The organism is Pedobacter sp. PLR (genome assembly GCF_026239675.1).
Classification (GTDB): Bacteria; Bacteroidota; Bacteroidia; order Sphingobacteriales; family Sphingobacteriaceae; genus Pedobacter.
Genome location: NZ_JAPIVQ010000012.1, coordinates 1 through 14,641, shown reverse-complemented (window position 1 = coordinate 14,641; position 14,641 = coordinate 1). Strand labels below are relative to the sequence as shown.

The window sequence follows — 14,641 nt, the reverse complement described above, 5'->3', positions numbered from 1 at the left end:
TAGTATAGATTTGTGGGTCGCTAATATTTAAAGTAGCCCCTTATGAATTTCAATACTTCACTTTTTCCTGAGGATGATATGCCTGAACCTGCCCCTGGTATTCAGCAACAGCAAGTATTGAGGAGTTTTGGGGAGACACCCTGGCACCGCAACTGGAAGAAGGCATTTCCACCTTCTTTTCGTGAAGTAAGCTTTGCAGATAGAGATTTGGGGGAGTTGCATAGGGCCGATGTGCATACGCCTTGTGGTACAACCATTGAATTTCAGAATTCGCCGATTTGCCTTCAGGAGCTGGAAAGTAGGGAGGCCTATTATCCCAAATTAGTCTGGGTACTGAATGGGAAAAAGTTCAAAGGTTTTCGGATTTTAAAACATTTGCCAGATGTGAATGACCCCAGGATCTCGGGTTACGAATTCTGCCATACAGATCATCTTTCTATGATCAGAAAGATTGACCTCTTGCAGGGAAAGGGCAAGACGAAAGTATTAAATTTCCACCATCCTGAACTCAAAAACATCCCTTTAACCAGTCATTACTATTCTTTTTGCTGGAAGAACCCACACCGGGTTTGGTACCAGGCCAGGTGTCCCCTGATTGTGGATTTGGGTGGGCATTTCTTATATCAATTGAAACAACGCAAGCAGTTATCGGGAGATTACCCTTACCTACATATGATTCCAAGAAAGGATTTTCTCTCTAAATACCTGGGTTATCTTTAATCTTAACCGGTTCTATGTTTTGGGGCATTTGTGGGTTCTCTTCCTCGTATTTTTCAAAACCTTTATAGTGATAGGAGTGCTCAGAACCTTCACCGCACACGCTGAAGAAGATGCTTTTATTGGCTAAGTTACTCTCGCTGAATTTGAGTTTAGTTTCTGGTTGGAGTTTGATGTATTTACGCAGGTATCTGGGGTCGTTGTATTGATTTTGCTTGTAATAAGCACTATTCTCCTGATCGGAGCTATCTGTGTATTGATTGGATCTGGAGTCATAATGATATTTAGAAGAATCTGGTTCGGGAAATGTATTGTAATGTTTATTGGCATAGACCTCGTTTTTCTTTACTCCCTTTGATTGATCATATTGGCTTTTCCATTCCAGAATCTCCTTCCACCGGGCTTGTTCCTCCTTATTTTGTTTAGGATAGCCTTCATCTCCACCGTAATTTGAAAGTTTTATCACATCGCCGGTTTTAGCAGGAATTATCATTGCGGAAAAGTCTTCGTATTCGCGTTTGGGTGCATTGTGGACGAGGATAAAATCATTGTATCCAGATGCATTGTGATAATGCCGGGAGCTTTCGATAGCTACATTTGGTTTTGCAGCTTCTTCCGGTAACCTGGATAAGATGATGTTTTTGGTTTGGCCAGCTTTCTGGTACACAAACGGTGCATTTAAACAATTAACATCATCATTAAACACCTTCCGTAAGCTGTCCTGATCAAACTTAGCGAAGGTTTTACCGCCTCTTTCAAAGCCGAGGAAATTAATTCTTGTGCTGTCCCTTAAAGCGGGATTTTGATGAGCGAATACTTCGAACAATTCCTGCTGATCCGGATAGAATAGGAGGTAATCCTTTTCAAATTTATAAGTGCCAAACACTCCTGTGGCATAACCGTACAATAGATAGGTTCCATCCTCAAATAGGCTGATACCAGAGGTATTGCCATAGTGGCCTGCATATTTTTTATATCGCACATCTTTGGTTTGATGTTGTGCTGATGCACTATTGAGGAGGAGCAGAGAGACTAAGAGGGTTATTAAAGACTTCATAAACTTATTGTTAAGGCTAGTTAAAGTAACAAAATCAGGTGCCGAAAGTTTATCTCTTGATTTATAAAGAAATTAGTGACCGTTTATGGATTTACGAAAAGAGCTTTTTGATTACTGAACAAAATGAATAAGTAACTAAACTTTAGTAAATTTAATATAGTAATAGCTATTAACTGAAATAAGAAAGCAACCAGAGTGTATGATATCTAAAGAAATTAATCAATTTGAGGTTTTTGAGGAGAGGTTTGATAGTGAGCCTTTTTTTGAAGTTTCTCAGGACCTGATGTGCATAGCCGGTTTTGATGGCTACTTTAAAAGAATCAATCCGGCGGTTTCTAAATTGTTAGGATATACCAATGAAGAGCTGTTTTCAAGACCCGTAAATGATTTTGTTTATGAGGAAGACAAGTACAATACAGAAGATCATCGGAACAACCTCAGGAAAAACATTCCACTGTTAAATTTTGAAAATCGTTATGTGACCAAAAGTGGTGAAATTTTATGGCTATCATGGACTTCAATTCCTGTTCCGGAATCGAAACTGGTTTATGCTATTGCCAAGAATGTAACGCACAAAAAGAAACTGGAAGAAGAACGTAACAAACTTTTTATCAGCCTTTCAAAGATAAATGAAGAGCTGCAGCATTTGAGCCATATGGCTTCACATGATTTGAGGGCACCTGTAAATAATTTACTTGCGATATTTAGTCTTTTAGATGTTTCGACCATTCAGGATAAAGAGACTAAAAGCCTGATTAATATATTGAAGTCAACAACAGAGGGATTGAAGGTTACCTTAAATTATTATTTGGATGCGGCCTGTCAGAAAAAAAGCGTGCATGTTCCGACAGAAAATTTGAATCTACATCAGTCTCTAAATAGAGTATCACATTCTATAAATTCGCTGATACTAGACTCCAGGGCCGTTATCAATATTGATTTTTCTGAATTTGATACCCTCAACTTTAATCAGGTATATATGGATAGTATATTTCTTAATCTGATTACGAATTCGATTAAGTATGCAAAACCGGATTCCCATCCCGATATTTCTATTGCGACAAAACGAGCCAATGGTAGCCGGCAATTGATTTTTTCAGATAAGGGGTTGGGGTTTGACATGGAAAAAGTTAAACACAAGGTATTTGGGCTACACCAGACATTTCACAATCACGCGGACAGTAAAGGTATTGGTCTTTTTTTGATATACAACCATATTAATAGTTTAGGCGGGCATATTGAAGTAGAAAGCAAGTTGAATGAGGGGGTGACATTTTTACTTACATTCAGGGATTAGGTTGGAAATTCCGGCCTGGTATAGGTGAAATTTATTAAGCTCTATGAAAATACTCAGGCAAATTATAGCAGAAATAAGGAATACTAAATATGAGGATACACATAAATTGCAGGATCTTATACTGCAGTATATTTGCTATTCTCCGAAGATGCCGTTGAGAACCTTTCAGAAAAATTTACTTGATCGTGCTGAAAAAATTACGCTAAAGGTTCATGACGAATATTTCTCCGGACAAGAGTTAACTTTTCAAGCTTTTAAGTGGGGAGCAGGTAGGCGAAAAATACTACTTACACATGGCTGGGGCTCAAAAGCAGCAGATCTTTATGAAATAATAATCGCCCTGGAGCAGATCGATGATACTGAGATTATTGCTTTCGATGCCCCTGGTAATGGTGGATCTGAGGCTGCGCTATCTAGTTTGGTACTGTTCGCGGAGGGTGTAAAAACTATTGTCAATCAATATGGGGTACCCGAAGTAACCATTGGACATTCTTTAGGTGCTATGGCAAACATAATTGCGATGAAGCAGTTGCAAATCCATCCCAGGCAGATCATTAGCGTTGCCCCATTAATCCATCTGGGGAAAAACTTCGAAGCCAGTATGAATGCCCTGGACATCCCAACAGCCACTCAAAACAATTTTTTTAAAAGTTTTGAAGAGCGGTTTAGGAAGCCCGTTTCCCACTATAATCTTTTTGATTGGTCCCCCTTTACTACTGAGTCATCTAAACATTGGGTCGCTTATGACGCAAATGATCTGATTTCCCCCTATTTATTTATGAAGACTTTTTTAGATTCAAATTCTTTAATCGACTCTACTAATTATCATGATGCCGGGCATGAGCGGATCATAAAATCGCCAGCGATGATTCAGGATATGTTAAAAATTCTAGGTTAGGATCTTTAATAACTAATTTGACTGCTACCTTAGGGTATGGCAATGGGTTTTAAATTTTCCGAATTCAGTTTTACGATGATGAAAAGGATCAGCATGCTTAAGATCGACCCGAAGAAGCACCATACAGAAGTGAGATAGTTTGTATAGATGATTGCCGTGAACACATAGGAAAGTACCAGCGCCCAGCCCAATAGTCGGAGCCATTTGTTACTGGAAAAAAATGGTGAAATGGCCGTTGCCAGCATATAGGGAATGCCTCTGAGCAGTCTGCCCTGGAAAGGGAATTCCAGTGAATATCTGATATGGTGTTCCTCTATTCTAGCCGAGGCTTTAAAGCTCAGTAGCGAATAGCCAAGGTATAGGGCTGCAAGTACCCCCGTCCCTAAGAGGCCTATCAAAATTTTCTTCCTCAGGGGATCTTTCTCGAATAACAACATAGATAAGGGAACCAATATGGGCCAGACGGTCTGGGCGAATGTCAGAAACAGGTACATCGCCAGGTCAGTCCACCGGGCATATGCCGCATGGGAAAGTGCCAGCCACAACAACCCCTCCATAACCTGCTGCACCGCAAAAAGGATCGGAATACAGGCCAGTACATATTGCGGCGCAGTTTTAGCCTTAACCAAGGCAATACCGCCCACCAATAGCAGGCCGGCACCTGCCGTAAAACTTGCCGTAGCGGAAAAACACATCAGCTATTTCTTTACATCTGGGGAAAATTCATCAGGTATTAAACAAAACACCTCAGCGTAATAAAAGTTTAGCCAACAACCAATTCTGAGGTGTCAAGAGCTATTTTTATGTTTAAATGGATATATTTTTTTTGATTCAAATTAACAGCATACTTACTGTTGTATCATTTTTAATAAATGATATCGGGATGAATAAGGGGGAGTCCATAGCTGTAAAAGCGATGGACTTATCTCCATAAAATCATTTGCTGTATCAGAGACTTTGGTCAACTTGTTTCTGGTTTTCTGAGCCACCGATTGCCCAGGTTGCAAAGAAGCAAATAGCAGAAGGTATAACCCAGCCTAATTCATATTGAAAGAACGGGATATAATTTAATGCCTCAAGGTTGCTTTCGCTAAGGAGCGAGAAGTGTTTAAGTAGATAAAACACAGCAATGACCATTGAAGCTAGTAAGGCATAAAGATAGGGTTTTCGGTTTTTGACGATGCGGCCAAAGAAAACTGAATAAAGAACCAGGGTTATCGCAATTGGATAAACGAAACTTAAAATCGGATAAGCGAAGGTTATGATATTATCTACTCCGGTAATCGAAAGCACAAAAGAGGCTACACAACAAATGGTAACCAATAGTTTATAACCCAATTTTCCTTTGCTGAGTGAGGAAAAGAAGGTTCCAAAAGCCGCAACCAGCGCAATAGAAGTAGTCAGGCATGCAAGCGCAATGGAGATCGCAATACCAATGTTCCCATATGGCCCTAAAATGGACCGGGAGATGTGCATCAATAGCTCAGACCGCTTGATTGAAGTGCCTGATATTCCCGAAGTAGCGCCCAGGTAGATGAGTCCTCCGTAGATAATAAACAGGAAAGTGGATGAAAGTGCACCAGCGGTAATCACCACCTGCATTTTTGACCGGGTGTTCTGATAACCCTTTGCTTTGGATGCAGCAATAATAATCCCGGCGAAGATAACGGAGGCCAGGACATCTAAGGTCTGATAGCCATCAATGAAACCTAAGGTGAAGGATTGACCACTGCTTAATGCGGATTCATTATAGCTATCAATTGGTGAAAATATACCGGTCAGTATTAATGTGATTAGTAAAACTAACAGTAAGGGTGTAAGTATGTTGCCAATAATATCTACTACGCGTGAAGGTCGGATTGTTAAAAGCCAGGTCACGATAAAAAAGATCAGGGAAGTCCAGATCGGACCAGATTCTGGAAACGATGGTAAAATACCCACTTCATAAGTCGTGGCTGCTGTACGCGGAATGGCAATCAGGGGACCGATGCAAAGCATGATAACGGTTCCTAAAATGGGAGACAAGAGCGGGTGAATCTTAGCTGCCAGATCTTCGAATTTGTCACCAGCAATGACGACAGAAAGGATTCCGAGGAAGGGTAATAAAATACCGGTGAGTCCGAATGCCAATATGGTGATCAAGACATGGTTTCCAATCTGTATACCAATGTAAGGAGGTAGTAATAAATTGCCTGCTCCGAAGAACATGGCGAATAAGGCAAAGCCTATGGTGAGGATATCTCTTGTCTTTTTATTCAAATTCTTAATTTTTGATTGAAGCTTTGATCCAAAATCCCGCAAAGTAGCTAATTTTTACTTATTAATAGTTCTAAGTGCTTTTTTGATAATGGATCTTGTATCTTTTGTTTCGCTTTCTTTTTCCCAACGTCCGCAAAGCTCCATTACAAAACCTGGTTGTGTTTTACTTGCATCGTTAAGCCAGTTACCTACACTGTCCTGCACATATTTCGCAGGATCGGATTTTAACGGCTCTAAGATGGTTAATGCCAATGTAGGATTTTGTTTCAGTACTTCGATATGTTCACACCAAACGCCACGGGGTCTTGTTGCTTCTGTGCTGAACCGCCTGGTATTTTCATCATCGTTTGAAGTCCATTTTGAAAGAATGGCAATGCTCATTTGCAGGTTTTCAGCTATTTTTTGTCGTACAGACATCCAGCATATTTCACGAACACCAAAATGTTTATCCGCAGCAAATGGTTGGATTTGTAATAATGTTTCGCCAATGCTTAACTTTTGGTTTTTGCCAATAGTATAGGTAGCCCAACAACGAACTAAATCAGCATTATGACCTGATAAGGTGTTTAAAAAATCATGGTCATTATTTTTAATTACCAGTTCAAAAAGTCCAGTCCCGATAGTTTCATTTATGGTATTGACAGTTTGCTTTTTTAATTGGTCAATGGATGCCAGGATAGGTTTCAGGTAATCTGTTCGCCTGTTTTGTTTGAGTAAGTTTTCTAATAATAGCCGTTGGTCAACTGCTAACCATTCTACAAGATTGGCGGTTTCAATCTCTCCTTGATTTAACTGTTCCAAAATAGCTGCTGGAATGTCTTTTATACTTCTTGCCCCTTTTCTTTTTATTTCGATCATAGCTGTTCAATCAATTCTGGAATGCTAATCCTGTTCATATAATTGGCATCAGCAAATTTGTAAATAATAGTACGGTCTGTATCTATTACAAAAACAGCAGGAACAGGCAGTTCGTTATGATCATTCTCGTTGTAGTCCGATAGTACTATTCCTAAACTGGTGTAAATAGGAATTATATCATCCTGAAGCTCAAATGAAATACCAAGTTGTTTCGCTAAAATATTGTCTTTATCCGTCAATAACTCAAAATCCAAATGGTGATTGCTCTTCAATACTTCGCTATATTCGGGCGTTTGTGGTGAAATTGCTATAAGCGTTACTTTTCTGCCGGTAATTTGTTTTAGATTATCTTGTAGTGCTTTCAATTCGAGATTGCAATAAGGACACCAACTGCCACGAAAAAAAGCTACTATCACTTTTCCGTTTTTTAGAAGCTCCTTTAATTCGACTATTTCATTATTTGAATTGGGCAGGTTGAAATCGGGAAACCTTTCTCCTATACTGATACTGTTGTCTTCCATGTTTTTGGTTTTCAAATCCTGAATTGATTTGCCAAAGACTTCTAAAACCTCTACCGGAATTTGCTTTGCTAAATTCTCATTAAGTTCCTCAATCTGCTGCTCTAAATATTTCATTTTTTGTTTTATATTTTTGCAAAGATTTGAAAGTAAATTCAGAACGACAATACCGCATATAATTATCCCTATGGGGTAAAAAAGTCAATTTTATGAAAACAAAGGAACGAGCGATAGCAGAGAAAATTTGCCCATTGGAATTTGCTGTAAATGCCATCAGTGGAAAATGGAAAATTCCGATAGTGTGGCGTATAAATGAGGGCGAAAAACGCCCAAGTGAATTTTTACGTGGCATAGCAAAGGTTGATAGAAGAGTCTTAAATCAACAATTGAAGGAATTAGAAGAAGCCGGAATTTTGAGCAAGAAAATCTTTAATGAACTCCCGCCTCGAGTCGAATATTCACTTACACCACTTGGGGAAGGGCTAGTGGATGTGCTTTGGAAACTGAATGATTGGGGAGAATTGCTATTGAGAAAAACCGTGGAGGTTACCATGAACTAAGATGATTCAGCCTAAAATAGGTCAGCTGGTGCATAAGTCCTGGAGTCCAGGCATTAAGGTTTTCAAACGACATAAAAGGCTAAGTTTACGTGTTTACAGGGATAGCTATAAAAGAGAAAATATTCATGTTTCCTGATTTTGTATCATTATTGAAAACCATATAATTACAACAAATTTCGTACAAGAAATAATAAATAGAGTTCACTTTTAGTGAAAGATGTAGCGCTGAACAGTTCCAGACAAACGATTTACAGAGAGTAAAGCAGGGAAAATCAAGGGTAAAAATGCCTGTTAAGGAAAACACTGATTCCTCGTACTGAAATAGGCAAGCTTTTTCATCAGGAACCAGTAGTTGCGAATTTAATACGGAGGTTATACCTCTGAAACAATCCGCTTAGTAACCTTTTTTAGTTCTTCCATTGAGAATTTCCTGGTCATCTTATTGATTTTCATAAGTAATAACTTATCGCCTTTCCTCACAATTATTACACTGAAATTTTCGTTATCACTATGATACCATGCTTCATTGCCGATTCCAATTAATGATGTCTGGCCTGACATGTTATGATTACTTTTCAAAACATCATCATAAGCATTTCTTGCTAAGGTGGAATCAGCGTATTTTGTCAAGATGTAATTTAAATTTACAGTGCGATTTGTTTCTGGCTCATTTTCCAAACTAGTATAAGTTAAGCTCCTCTTTATAAGGTTATCCTTTATTTCTTTCTTTTGATCTGTCAAACCCGCTGACTGACCCAATATTTTTTCTACATCAATTTTAGTAGGTGCCGCATTGAAAACAACAGATGTATCTGACAAATCATTGGTATGCAATGGGTTGTTTTGCTGCGATTTGCTACACGCAAATAAATAAATTGGGCTAAACATTAAGATCAAAACGAGCTTTTTCATTTTATTCGGATATTTTTTTTAACAATTAAAAATAAACTTACAATTTATCATTTCGCTAGCTCAATAAAACTTGTCTAATACAAATCTGATGCCGGGAGAATAACCTGTCAATGAATCTAGGTGTCTGCCTCTTAGAATCGGGCTTTCTATGATAATAGACTTATCTGGTTATAAGGACTCTTTTTTTATACGTTTTTAACTGCAATTGTTATACTATAAATATACCACTAAAATTTCTTTTATTAAAAAAGTATAGCGTTCAATCCTAGCGTATGCTTGTTTTCAGCCGTTAAAATTCTTTCTTTAAAGCGCAAGTATGTTTATGGTGAACAAGAAATGCTGGCCCTATTTAAAATGGATAAAGGCGCTAAGGTTCCACTACATCATCAGCCCAACTTGCAAACGTATTCTATAACCAAGGACAGTGTAAAGAAAACACACCGTAAGAACTGGAAAAGGGGGGGCAGCAATGGACATACGTCCCGGGGATATTGTTGTACCTGCTGAAGGAAGAGTGTTTGTAGTTAAATTTTGGGCTTGATCACCAACTGTCTTGCAAGATTGGTAAGTAGTTTACGCTGAGAACGGCGTTTACTAACGCGGAAAAGTGCTGGGTTAAATTTTACTTAAAATTGAGTTATATTTGGGAATAGTGATGTGCTGATTAAAATTTAAACGCAAAATTCCGCCCTTATGAGAACATTTATTTGCCTTATCGTTTTATTCATTACTGCTGGTTTTATCACAGCCAACGCACAATCTGTTCAGCTTTATTTGGCAATAATTAAAGCCAAAAATAATATCAGTCATAAGGGGATATTGCAAAGAGTTGATTCTGGTAATGTGATCATTAATTCTGAAAAAGGGATTGAAACTATTGCTGTTCAGTTGATAAAAACAATCAAAATTCGGGTACCTAAGAAAAACTACAATTTAAAGAATTTTACACCTGATACGGGTAAAAATAAAAATTACAGACAAAATGCTGCAGGTAAATTCGTTGATGAATGGGGTAATGAAGAACCTTCCTTAACAGACATAAAAGACGGCGCTATTGCTTCAGTGTTTGGTAATATACTTATCAATAGCATTGCGCTGCCTGTTAGTAAGATCAATCCAAGTATAAGTAATTTTAAAATTGATTATGATAAGTCTATTTATATTAGTCGATTAAATGAATTATCCTATTATTCGATTTACTATCAAGCGAACCCGGATAAAACAGCTGAATTGCGCAAACTAAAAGAAATATCATTAAAGCCTAATTAGTAGCAGCAATAGAGATAATGCATATTTGAGGGTAACATAATGATCTGTTATCAGGGAAGACGACACAATCTAAAAGCCTTTAGATCTTACGTATCCAGAGCATATCTGGATGCAAAATCCCGGTCCAGATACGGTCAATAGACGGTCAATTTATAAGCTGTCCCGTTCTCGTATAGCTATGGCTATTCTTCTCTATCAAGGATGCCAGGCAGATTTTGCGAATAAGGATGATTCAGAGCAATATTATCATCATGATCATGTTGATCGTTGTTGTTGAAATGAATTTCCGAATCGTCTGATTGGTCTCCACTTCCCTTTTGTTTGGAGTAATGATCTGCCCTTTCATCTGCCAATTCATCCCCGCAATGCTCAGTTTCAAGATTACTATCTAGCCGTTCGTTCCATTCGTCCAACCCTGTCTTCCCCTGGTTGTTTGGTTTTGGTTGTTCGTCAATATTTTGAGTGTTCATTGTTGGTAGATTTACTAACTTAATAAACAGCAAAGAGTGCATTTTGTTTAAAATATCCTTTACTTCCAATTAAGATAAAAAACATTAAATCTGGCTGCCCTAAGAATTAGGCAATGAAAGAAATTAACTCATAAAAAAATATAATTCAACTATATTAAGGAAATTAAATATTAAGACATAACATCATTAGTATCTAAACTGAAATCGACAGATCTTTTTTAAGAATCATAGCGGTTCAATGTGCCTTGTACAGTCTTTACCCACCAAAGATTACATCTTTTCATTGTGATCTTTGATAGCCTTTAGTAAAGTGTGTGAACCATTCATTTGATATGCCTGATAAACGGAGTTTTGTTTTGCTTTTTCAGATAGAAAGAGAGAGTGGCTCATCGAATCACTCACTTTAGTGATAAGAAATGGGCAAGTTTTGGTATCCTCGTAAAAGGAAAAAGGCCTTTAATCATAAGATTAAAAGGCCTTTTTGTAATCCCGCTGGCATCAGAACCTAGTCCTGAAATCAACGTTTGAATAGTATCTAGTGCGGTTTTAAAAAATTCGACTCACCGAATCACTCACCACTTTTTTTATACGTTTTAACTGCAATTGGTATCTAATAAATATACGACTAAAATTTTGTTTAGTAAAAAACATAAGGTTAAATTCTCATTTATTCGTGTTCTCAGTGCACCTCACTAGATTATCTTTTCCTAAGGTTTTATTATTCGAATATTCTGCTCACAATTCTATACTATAGTATCTAAGTTAACGTCAGTTGAACATTCTTAAATCATAATTCTGGGTATGGTAACTATATCTCTGATTAGGGACCCCAATGAAGTGAAACTAATTTTCTCATATGGGAAAACGGGGATTTCTAAAACTCAAAATTTGGGTATATAAATCAATTGCCTATCTCAATCTTTTGCTGGCGAAAGACAGCAACAACGAATTTGCATTGGGCAACGTTACTTTTGAACCGGGGGCAAGAACGCTTTGGCATACAATATCCCAAAGGCCAGGTTTTGATCGTGACAGAAGGCGAAGGCTGTTATCAGGAAAAAGGGAAATCTACACAAGCGATAAAAAGGGGTGATGTGATCAATATTCCAGAAAGTTTGGAACATTGGCATGAGGCGTCCTCGTCTGTTAAGATGATTCATATTGCAATTACCAATTATAAAGGGGAAGAAAATGTGACCTGGCTAAAACCCGTAACAGATGAAGAATACCTGGAAGTCAATAAAAAGCAAGGATGATGGAATATTTCAAAAAACTCTTCCTGTCTTACCTAAGTATTAAACCGTTTCATTAGCGAAAGATAAACGATAGGCCCAAAAATTGAGGGTAGTTTATCACTATTATCATTAATAAACTGATCATATGAAACGGATTACGTATGTCTTTTTTATTGGCCTGTTTAATGTCATGTTAATGACGATGCAGGCCTGTTCTCAGACCAACGGCAATGTTATTAAGCCTGCTGTTTATGTAGGAATTACACCTTGTAGTTCTGGCACCAGGCCTGTACCAGGTATTCCCAAAGAAACGGAATGTGAACTCATCAAATGGGAACTCAAACTTTTCTCAGGCAAAGAGCAGGAAATATCCGGGACCTATATTTTGGATTGTGACTATGGATTGCCAAAACAGGGAACCAAGGGGCTACTGCATGGCGGAAAGCGCCTTCACAGGGGAGGAAAATGAGGTAAAGGAGCAAATCCTGTTGGTACGATTTATCAGTTGGATCCCGAAAAACCTGAAGCCTCTATTTCATTCCTCAGGTTAAGTGAAAGTCTAATCCATTTGCTGGATAGCCAGCAAGAATTGATGGTAGGAAATGGCGGACCCAGTTATACACTCAATAGATTAGGACAATGAAAAAGTTTATTTGTATGATTTATGGTTGTTTTAGTTTGTTCCTTATATATAAAGTGTAAAAGGACAAACAGCAGCTCCAGATAATAAGGTTTCAGAGCAATTGTATATGAACTCAGTTATGGCAATTCGGGTAAAGTTATTTGCCTTTTTAAAGGTAGTGAAAATGTGCTCTTTATATTGGATAAAAACCGTAGATTTCGCTTAGGTAACAGGGATTATAGCTATACCATAAACAGGGTTCAAATAGTTAGAACTAAGTAAATCATCCAAAGTTACATACGCATTCCACCAGCTTTTAGCGATAGGCCTTTCCTTAATCATAGATTTTAACTTTTATTTCTTTTGATTAGCAGACTTGTTTAACAAAGCTCTAGAATATTGTTACGCATTGGAGGTTCCGATCACCAGGGAAAAAGTAATGGATTCCTTTTTGGTTAAATAGGAAAGCGGGAATGATCTCCGACCATTCCCGCTTCATTCTAAATTAACGCTCTCAGATATAAGACGCTCATATGGTCTATATATTGTATTCCTTGCCAATTAAATTTTTGGATCCTTCCTGTAAAATAGCAGATAGCAGCTGCTTAAGTTTCTGAATCCCTTATGTTTTTAACCGCACAGTTCAATAGTTGGTTGTGTGGTATTCGCTGAGTAGGGTAGATTTTCAAAATGACTCACCACTTTCTTAACTGCAATTGGTATAGCATTGCGGTCTTCATAAGTATTTCGGCCAAACTCATAAGTAATTGCTTAATTACTACACGAAAAAACGGTAGTTATATTTTTATTGTAAATATCAGAAACTCTCTTAACTACATTTTCAAACTTATGTGAATAGCCTAAAGTTTGGTCATTTTAGCATTATTGTATGGGTAATCCAATTAATTGCCATCATGTTTAGGTCTGTTTTCTCTTTCTTTTCCTTTGCTTAATCTGTTGGTTTTAAGTCGGTTGTCGTCAGTGCGTAGATGTGCGTAGCCATTTTTTAGTAAACAGATACTTTCCTTAACCACCTTTGTTACAGGTGACGAAATGAATGCTTCCTGAATCTAAATTATCACGAATGTTCATTCCGTTTATATTAACGCTTTTTATTGGCAAAATAAGATTTTCAATTTTCCATAAGAGGCAAGTTTATAGTTTAAGTTTTACAAATAGCTAAATTAATGAAAAACAAACTTCTCTTATGTTTCCCCTTATTAGTATTCTCGTTTGGGGCAGCGGCTCAGCAAAAAATCAAAGATGGTAGTGTATCTGGCAGTAAAATAGCATATAAAGATGCACTGTTGGAGTTAGAAAGTAATGACAAGGGCTTGTTACATGCTCGTGTTGCTTTGACTTTAACTAGTAGTCCTTCTCCTTTAGCAACTCATGTTGCCGGTATGATGGTTTATAATACCGTAGCTAATAATGATGTTCAACCAGGAATTTATTACAATGACGGGACTAAATGGATAGCTGTAAAAGGCAGTAAAGGCCAGGCCATCTCTATTGAAGATCAATCTGGTAAAACAGGGGCTCCCGGGGTTCCAGGAAATCCTGGTGGTCCGGTAACAGGTACCAGCATGGTAACAAATGATAGTGGAGCCTGGTTGTATAACCCATTACTTGGGACCTGGACAAATATCAATGGTAAAAAAGGCGATACTGGCGCTGATGGTAAATCAGCTTATGATATTTATAAAGCGATACCTGGCAATGAGAATAAAACACCTGCTGATTTTGCGGTTGGCTTGAAGGGTGATAAAGGGGATACTGGTGCCGATGGTAAGTCATCCTATGATATTTATAAAGCGATACCCGGTAATGAGAACAAAACACCTGCTGATTTTGCGGTTGGTCTGAAGGGTGAAAAAGGTGCTACTGGCGCTGATGGTAAATCAGCTTATGATATTTATAAAGCGATACCAGGCAATGAGAACAAAACACCTGCTGATTTTGCGGTTGG

14 protein-coding genes and 1 pseudogene are annotated in these 14,641 nt (G+C 37.9%); 8 read left to right on the top strand and 7 right to left on the bottom strand.

What is annotated here, in order from left to right; all coding sequences use genetic code 11:
- The first annotated feature begins 42 nt into the window (after positions 1-42).
- The gene (locus tag OQX61_RS23185) at positions 43-720 is read left to right on the top strand and encodes a competence protein (RefSeq protein WP_265844218.1); all 678 of its coding nucleotides are present in this window, start codon (positions 43-45) and stop codon (positions 718-720) included.
- Here OQX61_RS23185 and OQX61_RS23180 read toward each other — a convergent pair.
- Positions 698-1,774, bottom strand: coding sequence for a preprotein translocase subunit SecD (locus OQX61_RS23180; RefSeq protein WP_265844217.1), 1,077 nt, complete (start codon positions 1,772-1,774; stop codon positions 698-700). The genes OQX61_RS23185 and OQX61_RS23180 overlap by 23 nt on opposite strands.
- A gap of 199 nt (positions 1,775-1,973) precedes the next feature.
- Between OQX61_RS23180 and OQX61_RS23175 the strand changes: the two genes are divergently transcribed.
- Both OQX61_RS23175 and OQX61_RS23170 read left to right on the top strand, forming a co-directional pair.
- A complete protein-coding gene (locus tag OQX61_RS23175; RefSeq protein WP_265844215.1) occupies positions 1,974-3,071 on the top strand; it encodes a PAS domain-containing sensor histidine kinase in 1,098 nt (365 codons plus the stop codon).
- 43 nt (positions 3,072-3,114) lie between these two features.
- Positions 3,115-3,969 carry an alpha/beta hydrolase gene (locus OQX61_RS23170; RefSeq protein WP_265844214.1) on the top strand — a complete coding sequence of 285 codons (855 nt, stop codon included), beginning with the start codon at positions 3,115-3,117 and terminating at the stop codon, positions 3,967-3,969.
- Between the two features lie 29 nt (positions 3,970-3,998).
- Here OQX61_RS23170 and OQX61_RS23165 read toward each other — a convergent pair whose 3' ends face one another.
- The 4 genes from OQX61_RS23165 to OQX61_RS23150 form a co-directional block, all read right to left on the bottom strand.
- On the bottom strand, positions 3,999-4,664 hold the full coding sequence (locus OQX61_RS23165; protein WP_265844213.1) for a DUF6629 family protein: 666 nt from the start codon (positions 4,662-4,664) through the stop codon (positions 3,999-4,001).
- A 253-nt stretch (positions 4,665-4,917) separates the two neighbouring features.
- Positions 4,918-6,228, bottom strand: a complete 1,311-nt coding sequence (gene brnQ / locus OQX61_RS23160) for a branched-chain amino acid transport system II carrier protein (RefSeq protein WP_265844212.1) — start codon at positions 6,226-6,228, stop codon at positions 4,918-4,920.
- A gap of 54 nt (positions 6,229-6,282) precedes the next feature.
- Entirely contained in the window at positions 6,283-7,086 is an 804-nt protein-coding gene (locus OQX61_RS23155) for a DNA alkylation repair protein (protein WP_265844211.1), read from the bottom strand.
- The gene (locus OQX61_RS23150) at positions 7,083-7,721 is read right to left on the bottom strand and encodes a peroxiredoxin-like family protein (protein WP_265844210.1); all 639 of its coding nucleotides are present in this window, start codon (positions 7,719-7,721) and stop codon (positions 7,083-7,085) included. The genes OQX61_RS23155 and OQX61_RS23150 overlap by 4 nt, the downstream gene beginning before the upstream one ends.
- A 92-nt stretch (positions 7,722-7,813) precedes the next feature.
- On the opposite strand from OQX61_RS23150, the gene OQX61_RS23145 reads away from it, so the two are divergent.
- Positions 7,814-8,164 (top strand): helix-turn-helix domain-containing protein, encoded by a 351-nt coding sequence (locus OQX61_RS23145; protein WP_265844209.1) that lies wholly within the window; start codon positions 7,814-7,816, stop codon positions 8,162-8,164.
- Positions 8,165-8,536: 372 nt separating this feature from the next.
- Here OQX61_RS23145 and OQX61_RS23140 read toward each other — a convergent pair whose 3' ends face one another.
- On the bottom strand, positions 8,537-9,076 hold the full coding sequence (locus OQX61_RS23140; protein WP_265844208.1) for a hypothetical protein: 540 nt from the start codon (positions 9,074-9,076) through the stop codon (positions 8,537-8,539).
- A 693-nt stretch (positions 9,077-9,769) separates the two neighbouring features.
- Between OQX61_RS23140 and OQX61_RS23135 the strand changes: the two genes are divergently transcribed.
- The gene (locus OQX61_RS23135) at positions 9,770-10,345 is read left to right on the top strand and encodes a hypothetical protein (protein ID WP_265844207.1); all 576 of its coding nucleotides are present in this window, start codon (positions 9,770-9,772) and stop codon (positions 10,343-10,345) included.
- A 182-nt stretch (positions 10,346-10,527) separates the two neighbouring features.
- Here OQX61_RS23135 and OQX61_RS23130 read toward each other — a convergent pair whose 3' ends face one another.
- Positions 10,528-10,815: a hypothetical protein gene (locus tag OQX61_RS23130; RefSeq protein ID WP_265844206.1), complete on the bottom strand. Its 288-nt coding sequence runs from the start codon at positions 10,813-10,815 to the stop codon at positions 10,528-10,530.
- Between the two features lie 1,022 nt (positions 10,816-11,837).
- Between OQX61_RS23130 and OQX61_RS23125 the strand changes: the two genes are divergently transcribed.
- The 3 genes and pseudogenes from OQX61_RS23125 to OQX61_RS23115 form a co-directional block, all read left to right on the top strand.
- Entirely contained in the window at positions 11,838-12,071 is a 234-nt protein-coding gene (locus tag OQX61_RS23125) for a cupin domain-containing protein (RefSeq protein ID WP_265844205.1), read from the top strand.
- Between the two features lie 124 nt (positions 12,072-12,195).
- The gene (locus tag OQX61_RS23120; RefSeq protein WP_265844204.1) at positions 12,196-12,519 is read left to right on the top strand and encodes a hypothetical protein; all 324 of its coding nucleotides are present in this window, start codon (positions 12,196-12,198) and stop codon (positions 12,517-12,519) included.
- Positions 12,520-13,859: 1,340 nt separating this feature from the next.
- Positions 13,860-14,641: pseudogene (locus tag OQX61_RS23115) on the top strand (hypothetical protein); the annotation flags it as partial.

Excerpts from the sequence above, each read along its gene's own strand:
- OQX61_RS23185 (WP_265844218.1), top strand. The coding sequence starts at position 43 with ATGAATTTCAATACTTCACTTTTTCCTGAGGATGATATGCCTGAACCT.
- OQX61_RS23180 (WP_265844217.1), bottom strand. The coding sequence starts at position 1,774 with ATGAAGTCTTTAATAACCCTCTTAGTCTCTCTGCTCCTCCTCAATAGT.
- OQX61_RS23175 (WP_265844215.1), top strand. The coding sequence starts at position 1,974 with ATGATATCTAAAGAAATTAATCAATTTGAGGTTTTTGAGGAGAGGTTT.
- OQX61_RS23170 (WP_265844214.1), top strand. The coding sequence starts at position 3,115 with ATGAAAATACTCAGGCAAATTATAGCAGAAATAAGGAATACTAAATAT.
- OQX61_RS23165 (WP_265844213.1), bottom strand. The coding sequence starts at position 4,664 with ATGTGTTTTTCCGCTACGGCAAGTTTTACGGCAGGTGCCGGCCTGCTA.
- OQX61_RS23155 (WP_265844211.1), bottom strand. The coding sequence starts at position 7,086 with ATGATCGAAATAAAAAGAAAAGGGGCAAGAAGTATAAAAGACATTCCA.
- OQX61_RS23150 (WP_265844210.1), bottom strand. The coding sequence starts at position 7,721 with ATGAAATATTTAGAGCAGCAGATTGAGGAACTTAATGAGAATTTAGCA.
- OQX61_RS23145 (WP_265844209.1), top strand. The coding sequence starts at position 7,814 with ATGAAAACAAAGGAACGAGCGATAGCAGAGAAAATTTGCCCATTGGAA.
- OQX61_RS23140 (WP_265844208.1), bottom strand. The coding sequence starts at position 9,076 with ATGAAAAAGCTCGTTTTGATCTTAATGTTTAGCCCAATTTATTTATTT.
- OQX61_RS23135 (WP_265844207.1), top strand. The coding sequence starts at position 9,770 with ATGAGAACATTTATTTGCCTTATCGTTTTATTCATTACTGCTGGTTTT.
- OQX61_RS23130 (WP_265844206.1), bottom strand. The coding sequence starts at position 10,815 with ATGAACACTCAAAATATTGACGAACAACCAAAACCAAACAACCAGGGG.
- OQX61_RS23120 (WP_265844204.1), top strand. The coding sequence starts at position 12,196 with ATGAAACGGATTACGTATGTCTTTTTTATTGGCCTGTTTAATGTCATG.